The organism is Mesorhizobium sp. WSM4810 (assembly GCF_055811235.1).
The window spans coordinates 1-16087 of record NZ_JBVVQV010000041.1; the positions used below are offsets into that span (position 1 = coordinate 1).

15 protein-coding genes and 1 pseudogene are annotated in these 16087 nt (G+C 61.7%); 7 read left to right on the forward strand and 9 right to left on the reverse strand.

Annotated elements, in window-relative coordinates; translation table 11 throughout:
* Positions 1 to 316 precede the first annotated feature (316 nt).
* The 3 genes and pseudogenes from AC0L3O_RS32705 to AC0L3O_RS32715 all read left to right on the forward strand — a co-directional run bounded on the left by AC0L3O_RS32705 (position 317) and on the right by AC0L3O_RS32715 (position 2430).
* Entirely contained in the window at positions 317 to 538 is a 222-nt protein-coding gene (locus AC0L3O_RS32705) for a hypothetical protein (protein ID WP_287238574.1), read from the forward strand.
* Positions 539 to 1202: 664 nt separating this feature from the next.
* Positions 1203 to 2125, forward strand: a pseudogene (locus AC0L3O_RS32710) (ATP-dependent metallopeptidase FtsH/Yme1/Tma family protein); the annotation flags it as partial.
* 137 nt (positions 2126 to 2262) lie between these two features.
* Positions 2263 to 2430, forward strand: coding sequence for a hypothetical protein (locus tag AC0L3O_RS32715; protein ID WP_287238575.1), 168 nt, complete (start codon positions 2263 to 2265; stop codon positions 2428 to 2430).
* Here the strand turns inward: AC0L3O_RS32715 and AC0L3O_RS32720 are convergent.
* From AC0L3O_RS32720 to AC0L3O_RS32735, 4 genes are read right to left on the reverse strand one after another with little or no spacing between them, the layout of a single operon-like run.
* Positions 2419 to 4203 carry an ABC transporter ATP-binding protein gene (locus tag AC0L3O_RS32720; RefSeq protein WP_473617733.1) on the reverse strand — a complete coding sequence of 595 codons (1785 nt, stop codon included), beginning with the start codon at positions 4201 to 4203 and terminating at the stop codon, positions 2419 to 2421. The genes AC0L3O_RS32715 and AC0L3O_RS32720 overlap by 12 nt on opposite strands.
* Complete coding sequence (locus AC0L3O_RS32725) at positions 4203 to 5219, reverse strand: glycosyltransferase family 2 protein (protein ID WP_287238775.1); 1017 nt, start codon at positions 5217 to 5219, stop codon at positions 4203 to 4205. The genes AC0L3O_RS32720 and AC0L3O_RS32725 overlap by 1 nt, the downstream gene beginning before the upstream one ends.
* A gap of 46 nt (positions 5220 to 5265) precedes the next feature.
* Complete coding sequence (locus AC0L3O_RS32730) at positions 5266 to 6369, reverse strand: glycosyltransferase family 2 protein (RefSeq protein WP_287238576.1); 1104 nt, start codon at positions 6367 to 6369, stop codon at positions 5266 to 5268.
* 2 nt (positions 6370 to 6371) lie between these two features.
* Positions 6372 to 7568: an acyltransferase family protein gene (locus AC0L3O_RS32735; protein WP_473617755.1), complete on the reverse strand. Its 1197-nt coding sequence runs from the start codon at positions 7566 to 7568 to the stop codon at positions 6372 to 6374.
* Positions 7569 to 8083: 515 nt separating this feature from the next.
* On the opposite strand from AC0L3O_RS32735, the gene AC0L3O_RS32740 reads away from it, so the two are divergent.
* Positions 8084 to 8884 carry a glycosyltransferase family 4 protein gene (locus tag AC0L3O_RS32740; protein ID WP_473617734.1) on the forward strand — a complete coding sequence of 267 codons (801 nt, stop codon included), beginning with the start codon at positions 8084 to 8086 and terminating at the stop codon, positions 8882 to 8884.
* A 23-nt stretch (positions 8885 to 8907) separates the two neighbouring features.
* Here AC0L3O_RS32740 and galE read toward each other — a convergent pair whose 3' ends face one another.
* The 3 genes from galE to AC0L3O_RS32755 all read right to left on the reverse strand — a co-directional run bounded on the left by galE (position 8908) and on the right by AC0L3O_RS32755 (position 12430).
* Positions 8908 to 9882, reverse strand: coding sequence for a UDP-glucose 4-epimerase GalE (galE, locus tag AC0L3O_RS32745; protein ID WP_473524778.1), 975 nt, complete (start codon positions 9880 to 9882; stop codon positions 8908 to 8910).
* Positions 9879 to 10853 (reverse strand): UDP-glucuronic acid decarboxylase family protein, encoded by a 975-nt coding sequence (locus AC0L3O_RS32750; protein ID WP_473617735.1) that lies wholly within the window; start codon positions 10851 to 10853, stop codon positions 9879 to 9881. The genes galE and AC0L3O_RS32750 overlap by 4 nt, the downstream gene beginning before the upstream one ends.
* Positions 10854 to 11227: 374 nt before the next feature.
* Positions 11228 to 12430 carry an MFS transporter gene (locus AC0L3O_RS32755; RefSeq protein ID WP_473617737.1) on the reverse strand — a complete coding sequence of 401 codons (1203 nt, stop codon included), beginning with the start codon at positions 12428 to 12430 and terminating at the stop codon, positions 11228 to 11230.
* Between the two features lie 203 nt (positions 12431 to 12633).
* Here AC0L3O_RS32755 and AC0L3O_RS32760 point away from each other — a divergent pair, with 203 nt between their 5' ends.
* A complete protein-coding gene (locus tag AC0L3O_RS32760) occupies positions 12634 to 13065 on the forward strand; it encodes a VOC family protein (RefSeq protein WP_473617757.1) in 432 nt (143 codons plus the stop codon).
* A gap of 167 nt (positions 13066 to 13232) precedes the next feature.
* Here AC0L3O_RS32760 and AC0L3O_RS32765 read toward each other — a convergent pair whose 3' ends face one another.
* Entirely contained in the window at positions 13233 to 14090 is an 858-nt protein-coding gene (locus tag AC0L3O_RS32765) for a LysR family transcriptional regulator (protein ID WP_473617738.1), read from the reverse strand.
* A gap of 97 nt (positions 14091 to 14187) precedes the next feature.
* On the opposite strand from AC0L3O_RS32765, the gene AC0L3O_RS32770 reads away from it, so the two are divergent.
* Positions 14188 to 14937 carry an SDR family NAD(P)-dependent oxidoreductase gene (locus AC0L3O_RS32770; protein ID WP_473617739.1) on the forward strand — a complete coding sequence of 250 codons (750 nt, stop codon included), beginning with the start codon at positions 14188 to 14190 and terminating at the stop codon, positions 14935 to 14937.
* Positions 14938 to 15140: 203 nt separating this feature from the next.
* Positions 15141 to 15479: a YybH family protein gene (locus AC0L3O_RS32775; RefSeq protein ID WP_473617741.1), complete on the forward strand. Its 339-nt coding sequence runs from the start codon at positions 15141 to 15143 to the stop codon at positions 15477 to 15479.
* Positions 15480 to 15581: 102 nt separating this feature from the next.
* Here AC0L3O_RS32775 and AC0L3O_RS32780 read toward each other — a convergent pair whose 3' ends face one another.
* Entirely contained in the window at positions 15582 to 16040 is a 459-nt protein-coding gene (locus tag AC0L3O_RS32780) for an Lrp/AsnC family transcriptional regulator (RefSeq protein ID WP_473617742.1), read from the reverse strand.
* Positions 16041 to 16087 lie beyond the last annotated feature (47 nt).

A 16087-nucleotide genomic window follows, 5' to 3' on the forward strand; every position in this document is an offset into this window, starting at 1 on the left:
GTCATGGCACTTACCCTTCCACGGGAATCGGTGATCGCAACGTCACCAGCGTGCCATGGCCGCCCCTCGCCTCAGAGTAAGGGCTGCACTCTCTCCAGAGCTTTTTGCAGAACCTTCAGGACACTATCGGGCATTGTTCGTTTCTCCATCGGCCAATCAAGGCCCAAGGAGAACGGAAATGGGTACTCTCAATACGATCCTGCAATTCAAGGACGCGCTGCTTGGAATGCCGGAAAGTCAGTAGGCACGAAGCGGCCTTTCACACAAAAGCAAATCTGGGCGATCCGCTTCTTCCTCGATCGCGAAGGACGCCTTCGTGACAGGCCGCTGCTGTCACGCGATCGAACTGAACGCAGCCTATGTCGATGTCGCGGGGCTGCGTTGGCAGGACTTCACCGGCCAGGCAGCAGTGCTGGAGGGCGACGAACCGACCTTCGCCGAGATCGCTGCGGCAGAGCTGGAGGAGTGGCATGACCAGGAGGGAGCTTGCCCGGGTTTGGCCACCGACTCGCGATGCTGCTGGCCTTGCCGGCCATAAGCCAATGAGCCCGGTCGAAGCGATTCGACGCGAGTGCCTGGACTGCTCATGGCCAGCATCTGGACGAGGTAAAGCTCTGCGAGACGGTGACCTGTCCGCTCTGGCCATTCAGAGCCGGCCGCCATCCCTACACCAGAAAGTGCCTCCTGGAGGTCAATTCTGAGCAACGGCCCTTTCACCGGCACTCCGGTGGCCCAAAATCGCTCTTCGTCGGGAATTGACCTCCAGCAGCATGATTGCCGGGAAGGCGAGGCCAAGGCAGGCTAGGCGGTGAGTGTGGTACCTGGTGAGGCAGGCTGATGGCCCACCCCAGCCATCAGCCCGATGCTTTTCATCGCCGTCAGGTAGAGGCGCTGGCAGGCTAGGGGCAAGGTTGCACGCCGGCTCAGCCGGTTGACCCAGGTCCGCAGATTGAACACGTCGACTGAACGGCATCAGCCGAACACCCCGACTACGAAGGTGATCGCGGATCCGCGGAGAAGGTTGGATTTCAGGTCCTCTCCCTCCGCCAACTCGTCACATTTCGCATTCCATCGACACCAAGTACCCGGAAAACCGCGCGTATCGGGAGCGAAGCGATCATGACAGCGTTGGTTGATGCGCCTGTTCAGGGGGAACTAATATTGCCTCGGGGCGCGGCGGATCCGCGCCGCGTTCCGGATCCCGGCCGGACAAGCAGGGTCGCGTCCAGATACTCAAGGTCCACATGAAGAAGGCTAAGCTGGCGGCCGATGTCGATGCCGAAAAAGTCGCCGCGCTGACGCCGGGTTTTACCGGCGCCGATCTCGCCAACCTGGTCAATGAGGCAACCCTGCTCGCCACGCGCCGGAGGGCGGATGTCGTCACGATGGACGATTTCAACAATGCGGTCGAGCGCATCGTGGCCGGGCTCGAGAAGCGCAACCGACTGTTGAACCCGAGGGAACGCGAGGTCGTCGCCTATCACGAAATGGGCCATGCGTTGGTGGCCATGGCGCTGCCCGGAGTGGACCCCGTGCACAAAGTATCGATCATCCCGCGCGGCGCAGGCGCCTTGGGCTACACGATCCAGCGGCCGACCGAGGACCGCTTCCTCATGACGCGCGAGGAAGTGGAGAACAAGATGGCGGTGCTGCTCGGCGGCAGGGCGGCCGAGTGGATTGTGTTCGGGCATCTGTCCACGGGGGCCGCCGATGACCTGGCCAAAGTGACCGATATCGCCCGCGCCATGGTCACGCGTTACGGCATGTCGGAAAAGCTCGGCCATGTGGCGCTGGAAAAGGACCAGCGCTCCTTCCACTTGCCGGCGGTCCGCGCGAGCACGATTACGGCGAGGCCACCGCCGAGGCTATCGACGAGGAGGTTCGCAGCAGCGTCGACACAGCTTTCGCGCGAACGGTCGGGCTCCTCACCGAGCGACGGGACCTGCTGGAGAAGACGGCGCGCAAGCTGCTCGAGATCGAGACGCTCAGCGAGGCCGAGCTCGCATCGCTCGTCGGAAACGTCGCGGCACCGGATCGCACGGAGGCATCCGAACCGCAATCGGGGAAGCGACCGATACGACGAGGCAAGGCTGCGGCGACAAACGTCTCGCGCCGGGCCGAGTGACGGCCTTCCTGTCCCGACGTGGTCCGGAGTCGACTGCCGAAAGCCGCAGCCCCACATGAGAGATACGCACGTTGCAACAGGTAGGCCGATCAAAGTCGCCATCGGTCTTGTGGTTGAGCCGGCCGAAGGAGGACGCAATGACCGAAGAGAGCAACAACACGCAGCAAGTACCGCAATGCCTGACAACCGAGCACTTCGTGCTGCAGACCGCAGCGCAGCCGGCCCGCCCCTACGCCGGTTGCAGCTGCCTGCGGCGGGAAGGCGACCGCGGCAAGCAGAATCGCAATCCCTCATCAATCCATTGATTCATGCTGGTAAAGCTCATCCATGCTGAGCGTCGCCAGAGCGGCGAAAGGCGCCTGCTTTTTCACGCGACCGCCGCTGAGGATCACCACGTCGTCGCAGAATGAGATGGTGCTGTGATGATGACTGATCACTATGGTCGTGCGGCGGCCTGCCCTCGACTTCAAGGTCTCGACGATTGCCGCTTCCGACAGTCCGTCCACCGCATTGGTAGCTTCGTCCAGGATGAGGATATCGGGATCGCGCACCAATGCTCTCGCCAGTGCGATCCGCTGCCGCTGTCCCGCTGAAAGATTGACGCCCCTGTAGCCGACGACCGTCTGGTAGCCTTGCGGCAGATGTTCAATGAATTCATGCGCTTCGGCCAGCTTTGCAGCACGCTGAGCGTCGCCGGTCGAGGCTGCGTCCTGCCCGTAGATTATGTTCTCAAAAATGGTGCCATCCACCAGTTCCAAATCCTGGCTGGCAAGTGCGATATGCCTTCGCCATTGGCTGGGATCGATCTGGTCGAGGGGTGATCCATCGACGAGAATTCTACCGGCATCAGGCTCGACGAAGCGGCACAGGAGATTGACGATCGTCGTCTTGCCCGCGCCTGAGCGGCCGATGAGCGCCGTCGAGCGGCCGCTGCGGATCTCGAATGCCGCCGAATGCAGCACCACGGCACGCTGGTCCTTGCCGGAATAGGTAAAGGTCACGTCATCGAACTTGATCCCTTGCGCCAAGCCCTGGAACGGTCGGTGTCCTCGCGGAGGTTCGGGCTTGTCGCTCGGGTCCAGCATCCAGACCACCTCTTCAAGCGATCCGCTCAAGCCTTGCAGCTGGCTCCAGGCCATTTGCAAGGCCCGCATATACGGCTGCAGCCTGTAGAGCAGGATGACGAACGCGACGATCAGCGGGAAACTCACGCCCACGAACCAGGCTCCGATCACTACCGCCAGAAACAGCATCGCGTGGAGAATCTCGGTCAGCGGCGGCAACGCGCCCTGACGCGTAAGCAGGACGAAAGCAGCCCGGCGAACCGCGTCCGACGCCTGATCGAATGTCGCCTTCTCGCGGCTCTCCTGTCCGAAAATGCGGATCAGACGCCCGGCATGCACGAGGTGGAGCATCTGCGATGCAAGATCGCTGTTGCGCGAGGCGACGCTGCGGCTGGGCGCCTTCAAATTGGCTGACAGCACGGCGTGCGCGATCTGAACGACGACCAACCCCAGCGTGACCAACAGTGTCATCTGCCATGAAAGCAGCAGCAGAAAAGCCAGCAGAATGATTGCGGCCGATGCGCTGACGATGGCCGTCAGCATGATCTGGATCGCATCCGATGCCCGCCAGGATTCGTTGGAGATGATGTTGAGCAGCCGTCCGGGACTTTGCTGCAGGAAGAATGGATAACCGACTCGCAGCAACTGCTCCGACAGTGCGCTGCGGATCGAATGGCTGGCCTTGCCATAGATTAAGGTCGTCAGCAGCGTGTTTGCGAAGGCGAAGACGTTCTTCAGGACGATCGAGCCGAGAATGGCGGCCGAGATGACGATCAGCCGTTCGCGCTCGCTCAGGTCAGATCCGAAATGCTGGAGCACGGCAGAAAAGCCGGCCATTCCGGTTTGATCCCCCTGGCCCATGATGATGCCCAGCAAGGGGATGATCAGGCCTATGCCGAAGCCTTCAAGAGCCGCGCTGACAAGACCCAGCATCACCACGGCAGGAAGCAGCCGCAGTTGCTCCCTTCCAAGCGCGCGGCGCAGCATCGGCAGGCTCGGCGGTACCAGTCGCATTATGGCGTATTCACCCTCGCCTCGGCATTTGCCTGTTGATCCTGTGCTTGTTGATCCTGCCGCACTTGCGGCGCCTCTGGCCGTCTCGCCAACGAAAGAACCGCGAACTTGGCCGCGCCGAGCAGATTCATGACGACGATCGGCCAGTGCGACAGCTTGAGTTCGCAATCGAACCGAGGCCCCTTCACCAATTCCCGGAAAGCCGATCGCACGGCCCAGTAGAAATGGCGAAGCAGCCAAGGCGCATGGCGAACATGTTTCAGGCACAGCCCGCCATTGCCTAAGCAGTAGTCGCGGTGGAGCTTTTCGATGGCCTTGTGATCTCGCCGGCCGTGATGGTGGAAAATCGTCATGTCGGGCACATATTCGACTGGGATTCCGAGCAGCACCGCTCGCACAAGATAGTCCGTATCTTCCGCGGAGCGCAGCGGGCCGCCTGCGCCGAACCGCTCGTCGAAAAGGCCGATACGGGCAGCAGCATCGCGGTGCATCGTCATGTTGCAGCCGAGCACAAAGCCGCCGGGATGAACATCCGATGTAAGCCGCTCGCGGACCAGCGATCGCTTGATCGTGAACGGCAGATCCCTGGCATCGCCGATCTCGACGCGGCCTCCCCGGACGACCCGTTCCCCGGTCCCATAGTGTCGCTGCAAATCACTGAGGTAGTCGCCATGGACCTGGCAATCATCATCGACGAAGACCAGCACACGGCCCCGTGCGCGCGCCAGACCGGCGTTGCGGGCCGCCGCCAATCCGCGTCGTGGCTCGCAAACAGCCGTAAATGGCATGTCCGACAGTTCGGCGATGCTGGCCAGGCGTTCTGCCGTGCGGTCGGTCGAGCCGTTGTCGACAACCACGAGTTCGGCCGCGAAGGCAGGATGGGCACGGCACGCGGCCTGGATCGACTTGATGCAAGGCTCGAGCACCGCAACGCGGTTGCGCGTGCAGACGATGAAGCTGACCTCCGGCGCCGGGCCGTGCTGCGGCCGGGGATCGGCCGAAATGGGCGCAAGCATACTCGAGCGACTGTGCTCCAGAGGCTGGTGGGATTTGACTGTCATTCTAGCTCGACCCAAGGGAAGGCAGAACCGCCGCGGCCGGCACGGATTGCAAGTACCGCGACAAGGCGTCTACCTGCCTGGTCGCCGACATCGAGACGAGACTGAACCGCGGCGCGTAGGCGCCGGCACGCAATGCGTACCGCTCGCGACGCCGAATGCGGTCCCATTTGGCAGTCCGCGTCAGGAACTCATGCGTCAACAGCGGTTGCATCTCATCGCCTACGAGTTGGTAGAGGAAATAAAACAGGTTCAGCGTGCCGGCCTCATAGCTCGGCCTCGTTTCCGCCGGCAGTCCGGAAATCCTCTCCTGCAGCGCAAGCATCCAATCGGCGGCACGGCGGACCGTGTCCATTGAGGCAGTATCACCGATGTCGCGGAGGTCCCGCGCGTTTGGCGCGAGGCCTTCCCGCTCAAGGGTTTCGGCCACGATCTTCAAATGCGTCCTTCGCAGCTCCCGCTTGTGCCGGTTCGTCACGCTGTCGCCATGGATACGATAGGCGATCAGGTTTTCGGGGATCATAGCCGCCGGGTAACGGTCGGTGAGCCGTCTGAAGAGATCGAAATCTTCGGCATGGGTATAGCTCTCGTTGTAATATAGATCGCCGTCCTTTATGGCGTTCCTATTAAAAACTACCGTAGGATGCATGAATATCGTGAAGAACATTGATAATATGCCCAAGATATTTTCCTGAAGAACTGGATCAGGCAGGCCTTTGACGATGCGTTTGCCAAGCAGGAAATCGACACCTGCGCCGCACAGGGCGAGGTCGGGCCGCTGGTTGAAGAGTGCGACCTGACGCGATAGGCGCCAGGGATAGGCGATATCGTCGGCGTCCATCCTGGCGACCAGATCACCCCGAGCCACCGCCAGCCCTTCATTCAGGGTTGCGATGAGGCCCCGGTTTTCGCGTGAGACGATGGAGATGCGGTTGTCAGATCTGCGGAAATTCTGCAGGATCTGCAGGGAATTATCCGTCGATCCGTCATCGGTCGCGATGATCTCCAGGCGATCGTAATCCTGCCGCAGGATGCTGGCGAGCGCGGCAGCCAGATAAGGTCCGGCATTATAGATCGGCAGCAGAACGGACACCAAGGGAGCAGCCATGGTCAGCTCCGATCCGTTCGCGGGAGGTCGCGTGCCAGGGATGCTTTGCGGCCATCGAGCGGGCCGCTGAAATAAGCTCCTGTTGTCCTTCCAAGCCACCCGGCGTCATTCGTTTTGGCACCTGCCAGGATGACGGCGCCAGTTCCTGGAGCAACATAGGGGAAGTAGCGCTTGAGGCTGTTGAGCGGCTTTTCGAAAAGCAGCCATGAGACCGAAGCCACGATGATGGTCGCCGCTCCCGCAACCAGGAATCGCCCCGGCCCTTGCTCAGAGACGTTGAACGGGATCCAGGGCTGGGACATGACCGCGAGCGACAGGACGATGGGATGGTAGAGATAAACGCCGTAGCTGATGCGGCCGAGGGCCAGCAGCGGTGGCAGGTTGAGAAACTTCCCCCGATAACCGTCAATGCCGGAGGAACAGCTCGCAACGACCACGACCAGCGGCGCGAGAGGCAGGACTTCCAAGAGCAGCCAGCGGCCCCATTCCTGCACGGAATTTGCCGGCGTCGGAGCAAACCACTGCAGGACGAAAAAGGCGGCCGCGAGCGCCGGCCAGCCAAATCGCAGCCACTGAGGCAAGACAGCGGTTCTGGTTCGGTAGACTGCAAGCAGCGCACCTGACGCCAGCGCGTCCATCGATGCTGGCGGAAGCAGGTCGCGCGCGAGGTCGGGACTTCCGGTGATCGGCCAATAAAAGCGATACGACAACGACAGCAGGATGACGCCGATACAGATCGACTGAAGACGCCGGAGCGGCGCCAGCAAAACGATCAATGGCCAGACGATATAGAACTGCTCCTCGATGCTCAGGCTCCAAAGATGGGCGAGCACCCAAGGCGTCCATTCGTTGCGCAGCGCGAACCAGAAATTCGACAGATAAAGCGCATGCCAGACCAGCGATCCCCTCGACTGCTCCAGGTCGACCAGCCAAACGAGAGTCAACACGGCAAAGTAGGGAGGGAATATACGCAGCGCCCGCCTGATGTAGAAGGATTTGAGTGCGGGCGCGGTTTCGAATTCAGCGGACGCGCGCGCGTCCAGAAGAAGCCGCGTGATCAGAAAGCCGCTCAACACGAAGAACAATCGCACGCCGATGTGGCCCCAGAAGGAGGACCCTCCCGCCGCAAAGAAATGCGAATACATTACCATCGTCACCGCGATGGCCCTCAGCGCGTCCAATTGCGTGGCGCGTCTCATCGGCCGCTTCCGCCAGTTGGATGTCTCCGATGACATCGTTGCCGCGGGTCGCCGCTGCTCACTCTGCGGACATCGGCGCCAGCGCAATGCGGCTGATCGTTTTCGCTCAAAGCGCTGCGTCTCGCGCGGGCTGCGGAGGTTCGGGCGGAGCGACCAAATGGCTCTGCGCCATCCCCCGCCAGTGGGCCCACCAGATTGCAGATTGCCTAAACACCACGGAATCTCTTCACGCCATCGAATGCCCAGCGCGACGATAGGAAAAAAATGCTGCGTCGCAACACAAAATGTTAACGCGTTTGAAATAGTCGCGTGAGGCACGGCCTGAGAAATGCGCGAAATCCGCCCGAATCTGGCTATTTTGACAGTTTTTGACCGAAGCTCGGACTTATTCACAGTTCATGTTGGCGCGGATGTGCTGCATTGCAGCATGATCGATCGATAATAGGGATGACGTAATACTCGCCTAGGAATATGAATACACCCGGTTTGATGCGCTCGCCTGGCTGGCGCGCCGTATGCACATTCCCCTCTATGCGACCTTCCAGGGCGGCGACCGCACATTGTACTGGATCGAGGCGATCGCACGGCAGGCATCGCTTCGCGCTTGCAGCGGCCTGATCGTCGCATCGGCTGCTGAGCGCGAACGGCTCAGCAAAGCCTACCCGCGCATTGCACTCGACATGGCCAATATCGCCAACCCGATCGACGATGAGGAATGGAAAGCGATCGCGCGCCCGCAAGCGCGGAAGAGCCTCGGCTTGCGGAGCGAGACATTTGTCGTCGTCAATCACGGGCGCATCGACATTCGCCGGAAAGGACTCGATGTGCTGCTGAAAGCCTGGCCCTTGTTTTCCGCAGACGCATCATCGGAACTGGTGATCATCGGCTCAGGTCAGGATCGGAACGAATTTGCCGGGCCTTTGCGCGAAGCCGGACTGGCCAACGTGAAATGGCTTTCCGCCTATACCACGGATCGGTCGCTGATCCGGCGCTGGCTTTCGGCGGCAGATGCCTACGTCACCACGTCGCGCATCGAAGGCATGCCGGTAGCACCGCTGGAGGCGATGGCTTGCGGCCTGCCCGTCGTCGCTACCGACGCACAGGGGCTCCCCGACATTCTGGCAAACGGCGAAGCGTCGGGTGGGCTGATGGTGCGAAAGGACCAGCCGGAGGAAATCGCGCGCGCCCTGCAAAGACTGAAGGACAATCTGCACTTGCGGGAACGCCTCGGTCAGGCATCGCGAAAACGGATAGAGGAAAATTTCTCGCTTGCCGCAGTGGCCGCCGCTCTCGATTGTTTATTGACCAGGCGCTAGGGCTCTTCCGCAAAAAAAGATCGTCACAACCGGCGGCGATACCAGGCCAGCGCCGTTTCGACGATCCGGTCAATTCCGGATTGCTCAGGCATCCAGCCGAGTTCCCGGCTCGCCTTCCCGGCCGCGGCTACAAGCGCAGGCGGGTCACCCGCCCTGCGCGGACCGTAGGCTACGGGAAGGCGCGTTCCCGAAACCCGGCTCACCGCATCGACCAACTCGTTCACCGTCGTCCCGGTTCCGGTGCCGAGATTGTAGACGTGGACTCCCGGATCGCGCAGAAGCTTCTCCCCCGCCAGAACGTGCGCACGGGCGAGATCGCTGACGTGGACATAGTCCCGCACCGCGGTTCCGTCCCTTGTGTCGAAGTCGGTGCCATTAATGGTAAAAATCCGGCCCGACCTGACCGCCGCCTCGATGGCGAGCGGAATGACATGCGTTTCCGGTTCATGCCGCTCACCGACCTCGCCGTCCGGATCACATCCGGCCGCGTTGAAATACCGAAGCACAACCGCGTTGAGGCCATGGGCATCCGAAAGATTGTCCACCATTCGTTCTACAATGAATTTCGACCATCCATAGGGATTGATGGGCGACTGCGGATGCGTTTCGTCAATCGGGGAACGAATCGGAACGCCGTAAGACGCGCAGGTGCTCGACAAGATCAGCTTGTCGACGCCGATCTTCAGCATTTCCTCGAGCAAGACCAGCGTCCCAAAACTGTTGTTTCGGTAGTAGAGTTCCGGGCGCTCGACGGACTCGCCGACATAGGCGTAAGCGGCTAAATGCGCCACCACATCCGGCCGATACTGGTGCAGCGCTGCTGCCACCGCTACGCGATCGCAAATATCGCCCTCGACAAGCGGTCCCCATTTGACCGCATCGCGCCAGCCGCGCGAGAGGTTGTCATAGGCAATGACCGACCAACCGGATTCGGCGAATGCCTTGCAGCAGTGTGAGCCGATATAGCCCGCCCCGCCAGTGACCAAGACTGTTTTCATTCGGCTGCAGCGGACCGAGCATATCCCGACGAGACCAAGCCTTCGAAATAGGCAATAGTCGTGGCGAGACCGTCGCGCAATGCGATTTTTGGCTTCCAATTGAGCTCGCGCAAGGCGCACCCGATATCAGGCTGTCGCTGCCTTGGGTCATCGACGGGCAAAGGTAAAAACCTAATCTCGGATCGGCTTCCGGTAAGTTCGATCACGAGATTGGCGAGTTCGAGCATCGTGAATTCGACCGGGTTGCCGAGATTGATCGGGCCGGTAATATCGTCGGCCGTGTTCATCAGGCGAACCAGACCGTCGATGAGATCGTCGACGTAGCAAAATGAGCGTGTCTGCTCGCCGGTGCCGTACACGGTTATCGGCTTGTTTTGCAGTGCCTGCACGATGAAGTTGGAAATGACACGGCCGTCGTCCGGACGCATCCTCGGACCGTAAGTGTTGAAGATGCGCGCTACCTTGATCCGCAGCCTGTCTTGCCGCCAATAGTCGAAAAACAGGGTTTCGGCACACCGCTTGCCTTCGTCGTAACAGGAACGGGGACCTATCGGGTTTACCCTGCCCCAATAGTCCTCGGTCTGCGGGTGAATCTCGGGATTTCCGTAGACTTCAGACGTGGACGCCTGAAGGATCTTTGCGCGAACCCGCTTGGCGAGTCCCAGCATATTGATCGCCCCATGGACGTTGGTCTTTGTCGTCTGGACCGGATCGAACTGATAGTGGACCGGGCTTGCCGGGCAAGCAAGGTTGTATATTTCATCAACTTCTACGTAGAGCGGAAATGTCACGTCGTGGCGAATGATCTCAAAGGATCTGTTGTCGAGCAAATGCGAGACGTTTCTCCGACTTCCTGTGAAGAAATTGTCGACGCATACAAGCTCGTGGCCTTCAGCAAGCAACCGCTCGCATAAGAACGATCCCAGAAAACCTGCGCCCCCCGTCACCAAGACTCGCTTTGCCTGCGGCATTTTTGGGATCCTCACGCCAGTTCTTCACGCAATCGAATGCGCAAAGCCCTGGGCGGAGGATAGGAAAAAAATGCTGCGCCGAAAACACAAAATGTTAACGGACCTGAAATAGTCGCGTGAGTGCGCGGCGCACGATCCATGAAAAAGCCCTTTTGCCATTCTTTGACGGTTTTCGTCCGAACCTCAGCCTACCGGCAATCGACATTTGGACGTGAATGCGCTGCGTTGCATCATGATCGTAATAAAGGGAGATGGATCCTGCACAGTCTTGACCCGGCTCCTATCGCTGCCGATGAACGCCTCGCAGCTTGGGGGTCAAAAGCTGACATAGCCGATGTCCACGTTCGACCCCCTGCGTCCTCTCTTCACCAACCCTACGCCGGTTGCAATTCCCTGCGCGGCAGCCGCGGGAAGGCGACCGCCACCGCCACCGCGCCGAGCCCTACAAGGGCCGAGCCGATGAACAGCCAGGAATAGCTGGCATAGGCATCGAACACCATGCCGCCGGCGAGCGGGCCGAAGGCCATGCCGATGCTGGACAGCATGGTGGCGGCACCAAACACCGTGCCGAGGATGCGCTGGCCGAAATATTCGCGCGCCAGCACCGCATAGAGCGGCATCACGCCGCCATAGGTGGCGCCGAAGATGACGGCGAGCGTGTAGAATTGACCAAGCTCGCTGACCGCAAGATAGGCTGCGATGACCACGGACTGTATCGCCAGACCGGTAATCAGCACCGGCTTGACCCCCAGCCGGTCGGCAAGCACGCCGTATAGAAGCCTGCCGCCTAAGCCCGCCAGGCCCTCGATGCTGTAGATGCTGACCGCCGCCATCGGCGCTATGCCGCACAGCATGGCATAGCTGACCATGTGAAAGATCGGTCCGGAATGCGCCGCGCAGCAGGCAAAGAAGGTCAGTGCCAAAACGATGAATTGCGGCGAGCGCAGCGCCTGTGGAACCGACATGCCGGTATCGTTGGCGGCAATATCGGCGGCGGCGTCTTCAGCGGCAGGCTTGGGCGGCTGGCGCACCAGCAATGCGGCCGGCACCAGCAGCGCCCATGCCGCGACGCCGATGACGAACATGGCGGTGCGCCAGTCATAGGCCGTGATCAGCCATTGCGCGAAGGGCGAGATTGTCATCGGCGCCACGCCCATGCCCGCCGAGACCAGGGAAACGGCCAAGCTGCGATTGGTGTCGAACCAAGCGGCGGTCAGCGCGATCATCGGCGCGAAGAAGGCGCTTGCCGCGAGGCCGACGAGCACGCCATAGGTGATCTGGAAGACAAGCAGCGAGCCGGTGCGGCTGGCCAGCACCAGCGCCAGCCCGAGCAGCAACGCACCTGTCATCACCACGATGCGGGCGCCGTAGCGATCGTAAATGGCGCCCCAGGCGAAGCCGCCGAGGCCCATTACCAGGAAGTTCAGCGTCATAGCGCTCGATATGCCGGCGCGCGACCAATCTGTGTCGAGCGCCATCGGTTCGAGGAAGATCGCCAGCGAGAACATCGCCCCGAGGGCGACACAGGTCATCACAGCACCTGCCGCGACGATGACCCAACGATAGGAAAGGCTCATATTTTTCTCCCGAGATCGTTTGGACGCGGCGCGACTTCTTTCAAGCTTCGTCACACCGCTTGCGTCCGAAGGACGATGACGACATTTCGAATCCTACAATCCGGTTGCATCTTTTATCCAGTCAGGAAATCGCGCCATTCAATTGCTCCATTGCATTGACCGTGCACCGTCCTGAGCTAGATTTCCAACCTGGCGATCAGGAGCTGTCAGGCATGGAACTTCATCGCGGCCGTCTCATCGACCACGTCCAGCTGGTGGTCAGGGATCTCAAGGCCAGCCGCCGCTTCTACGAGGCGGTTTTCAAGGTGCTCGATTTTCCGATCGGCGGCAGCGCCGAGGATTATTTCTGGGCCGACGAGCTGTTCGTCTCCACCATCGACAGCCGGGCGGCCAGCGGGCAACTGACGGGGCGCCACCACCTTGCCTTCCAGGCAAAGGACCGCGCGATGGTCGACGCCTTCTACACGGCCGGCCTCGATGGCGGCGGCACGGACAATGGCGCACCCGGCGAGCGGCAGCACTACCATCCCGGCTACTATGCCGCCTTCCTGCTCGATCCCGACGGCAACAACATCGAGGCCGTCTTTCACGGGCCGGCCAACCGCAGCGCCGCTTCGGTGGAGATTACGTTTTAGCTCGATGACAGGTATTCTCGTTACGTCGCGCCGCGCCAACGCTTAATATTCAACTTCAACGCAGCGACGCTCAAAGGCTACCGCATGGCCATCGACGAAGCGCCGCTGTCTTTGCCACGGAGCTCCCGCCCTATCGCGTCAGCACCGCCATCCGGCCCGCCAGGAACTCAACGAACAGCCGGGCGCGGACCGGTAGCTGTCGCCCATACGCATGGACGATGTGCACCGGCATAGTCGGCATCGCCACCTCGGGTAGAATGCGGACCAGACGGCCGGTGTCGAGATCCGTCCTGCACGGCAAACTGCATCAGATGCGCGATGCCGGCTCCGGCCAGCGCCGCTTGCCGGATGGCGCCGCCGTCGTCCGTATCGAGCCGCCCGTTCGGCACGATCACCGCGCCGTCGGCGAAGGTGACCGGATAAGGCCGCCCGGCCATCTGATAGCGGACGGAGTCGTGGCTCTGCAACGCCTCGACCGATGCCGGCCGGCCGCGCCGTTCGACATAGGCCGGCGAGGCCACCAGCACGATCGGCAGATTGGCGATTTTGCGCGCGATGAGCCCGGTGTCCGACAGCGTCCCCATGCGCACCGCTACATCATAACCTTCGCGGATCAGGTCGGCGTGACGGTCGGTGACGCTGAGCTCGAGTTTCAGTTCGCCGTGCTGCGCCAGGAATGCTTGTGCCCATGAGGCAATCAGGCCGCGCCCGAGTTCGACGGATGCCGTGACGCGCAGCAGGCCGCGCGCGGTATCCGCCATCTGGACGATGTCCTCGGCATCGTCCAGCGCTCTGAGCAAAGGCGCGACCCGCTCGTAATAGGCGAGGCCTTCGCTGGTCAGTGCCAGCCGGCGCGTCGAGCGCTGGATCAGCCGCACGCCCAGCCGCCGCTCGAGCCGCGCCACGCTCTTCGACACCGCCGACGGGCTGGAGCCGACGAGCCGGCTGGCGGCATGGAACGAGCCGGCATCGACCGTGCGCACGAAGGCGACGAGACCGGCGGTCCTTTCGAGGATGGTGGTCATTCAAGAATTCCAGGCACGAAAGAACCGATCGAGGTGACCCTTAATACGCTATCCGATCACCATTAAATACCGCTCATCATCGACAAAGGAGAGATTGATGAGCAAGCTGAACGGCAAGGTCGCCATCGTCACCGGCGCCTCCAAGGGTATCGGCGCCGGCATCGCCAAGGGTCTTGCGGCGGCCGGTGCCGCCGTGGTCGTCAACTATGCCTCGTCGAGGGAAGGTGCGGACCGCGTCGTTGCCGAGATCAAGGACGCAGGCGGCCGAGCCGTTGCCGTCCATGGCGACGTGTCGCAAGTGGCCGACGTGCGCCGCCTGTTCGAGGCCGCCAAATCGTCGTTCGGCGCGGTGGACATCCTGGTCAACAATGCCGGCGTCTTCGCATTCGAGCCGCTGGAAGCGGTGACCGAGGCCGAATTCCACCGTGAGTTCGACACCGATGTGCTGGGCACCATCCTGACCATCCGGGAAGCGGTGAACCATTTCGGCGCCGGAGGCGGCAGCGTCATCAACATCAGCTCGGTCGCCAGCCTCAACCCGCAGCCGAACTCGCTGGTCTACGCCGCCACCAAGGGCGCAGTGGATTCGATCACGCTCTCCATGTCGAGAGAGCTCGGCGCCCGCAACATCCGCGTCAACGCCATCGCGCCTGGCGGCGTCGACACCGAAGGCCTGCAGCGGATCGGCATCGTCGGCAGCGAGTTCGAGAAGCAGGTCATCGCCATGACCCCGCTCGGCCGCTTCGGCCAGCCCGACGACATCGCCCGCATCGCGGTGTTCCTCGCCTCCGACGACGCATCCTGGCTGACCGGCGAGCGCATCACCGCCTCGGGCGGTTGGAGATAGGCGTAGAGCGCGCGGACCTGCCGTTTCACGGACCATCCCACCCAGCGTGACGTCGATAAAACCCTGCAATCGATGACGAGAGCGATCTGAGCCCTATGTTGCGGCGATGGAGGAGCGCCGTGCGGTATCGATGACGGCGAGAAGCCAGGGAGACAACGGATGACGGACGACGAAAGAGCAATCGAAAGCTGGTCGAGACGTGGATGGATGCGAGCAAGCGTGGAGACACCGCGACCGTCCTCGGCTTGATGACGGACGACGCGATCTTCATGGTTCCCGGCCGGGAGCCCTTCGACAAGGAGATCTTCGCGGCAGCCGCGCAGGAGATGGCCGGCGTTCATGTCGACGGCACGAACGAGATCGTTGAACTACAGCTTCTTGGCAACTGGGCCTTCATGCGCGGTCGTATCGATATGACCGCAACGCCGCCGAACGGGAAGCCGGGGCGTCAATCGGGATATACGCTGACGCTCCTGCGCAAGGAGGCTGATGGTGCGTGGCGGCTGGCCCGCGATGCGAACCTGCTGACCGCGCAAGGCTAGAGCCGGTCTCCGGCATCTCTGCACCGGAAGGCGCGCCAGGGAGCGACAGGATGGCGAAGATGCGTGCAGGTCGTCCTGAACAGCGTTCCCCTCCTCCACTGATCACACCGGCAAGAGGGCGTTCGGCTTGACATCGGCGATGGAGGCGAAGGTGTGCGTTTCGCGCACGCCGGGCAGTGGCAGGATGACCCGCTGCAGGAAATCCTTGAACACCGCCATATCGGCGATCCGCGCCTTCACCAGATAATCGAAACCGCCAACCACCATATGGCACTCCAGAACCTCCGGAGCCTTCGCCACGGCTTCGGCGAAACGGTCAAAGACATGCGGCGCCGTGTGGTCAAGCCGGACCTCGATGAACACCAGCGTTCCCCGGCCGACCTTGCGCGGATCGAGCACCGCCCTGACCGCGGTGATGAACCCGTCGCGGAACAGGCGCTTCACCCGCTGGCTGGCTCCGGTCGGCGACAGCCCGACACGCCCGGCAAGATCAAGCGTCGTCCGGCGCCCATCCTCCTGCAGCAGCCGGAGCAGGCTGCGGTCTATCTGGTCGAGGTCCATTTTCACAATCCACTCTATCTCAGGGATTTGTGTGCTGATTTCACGCA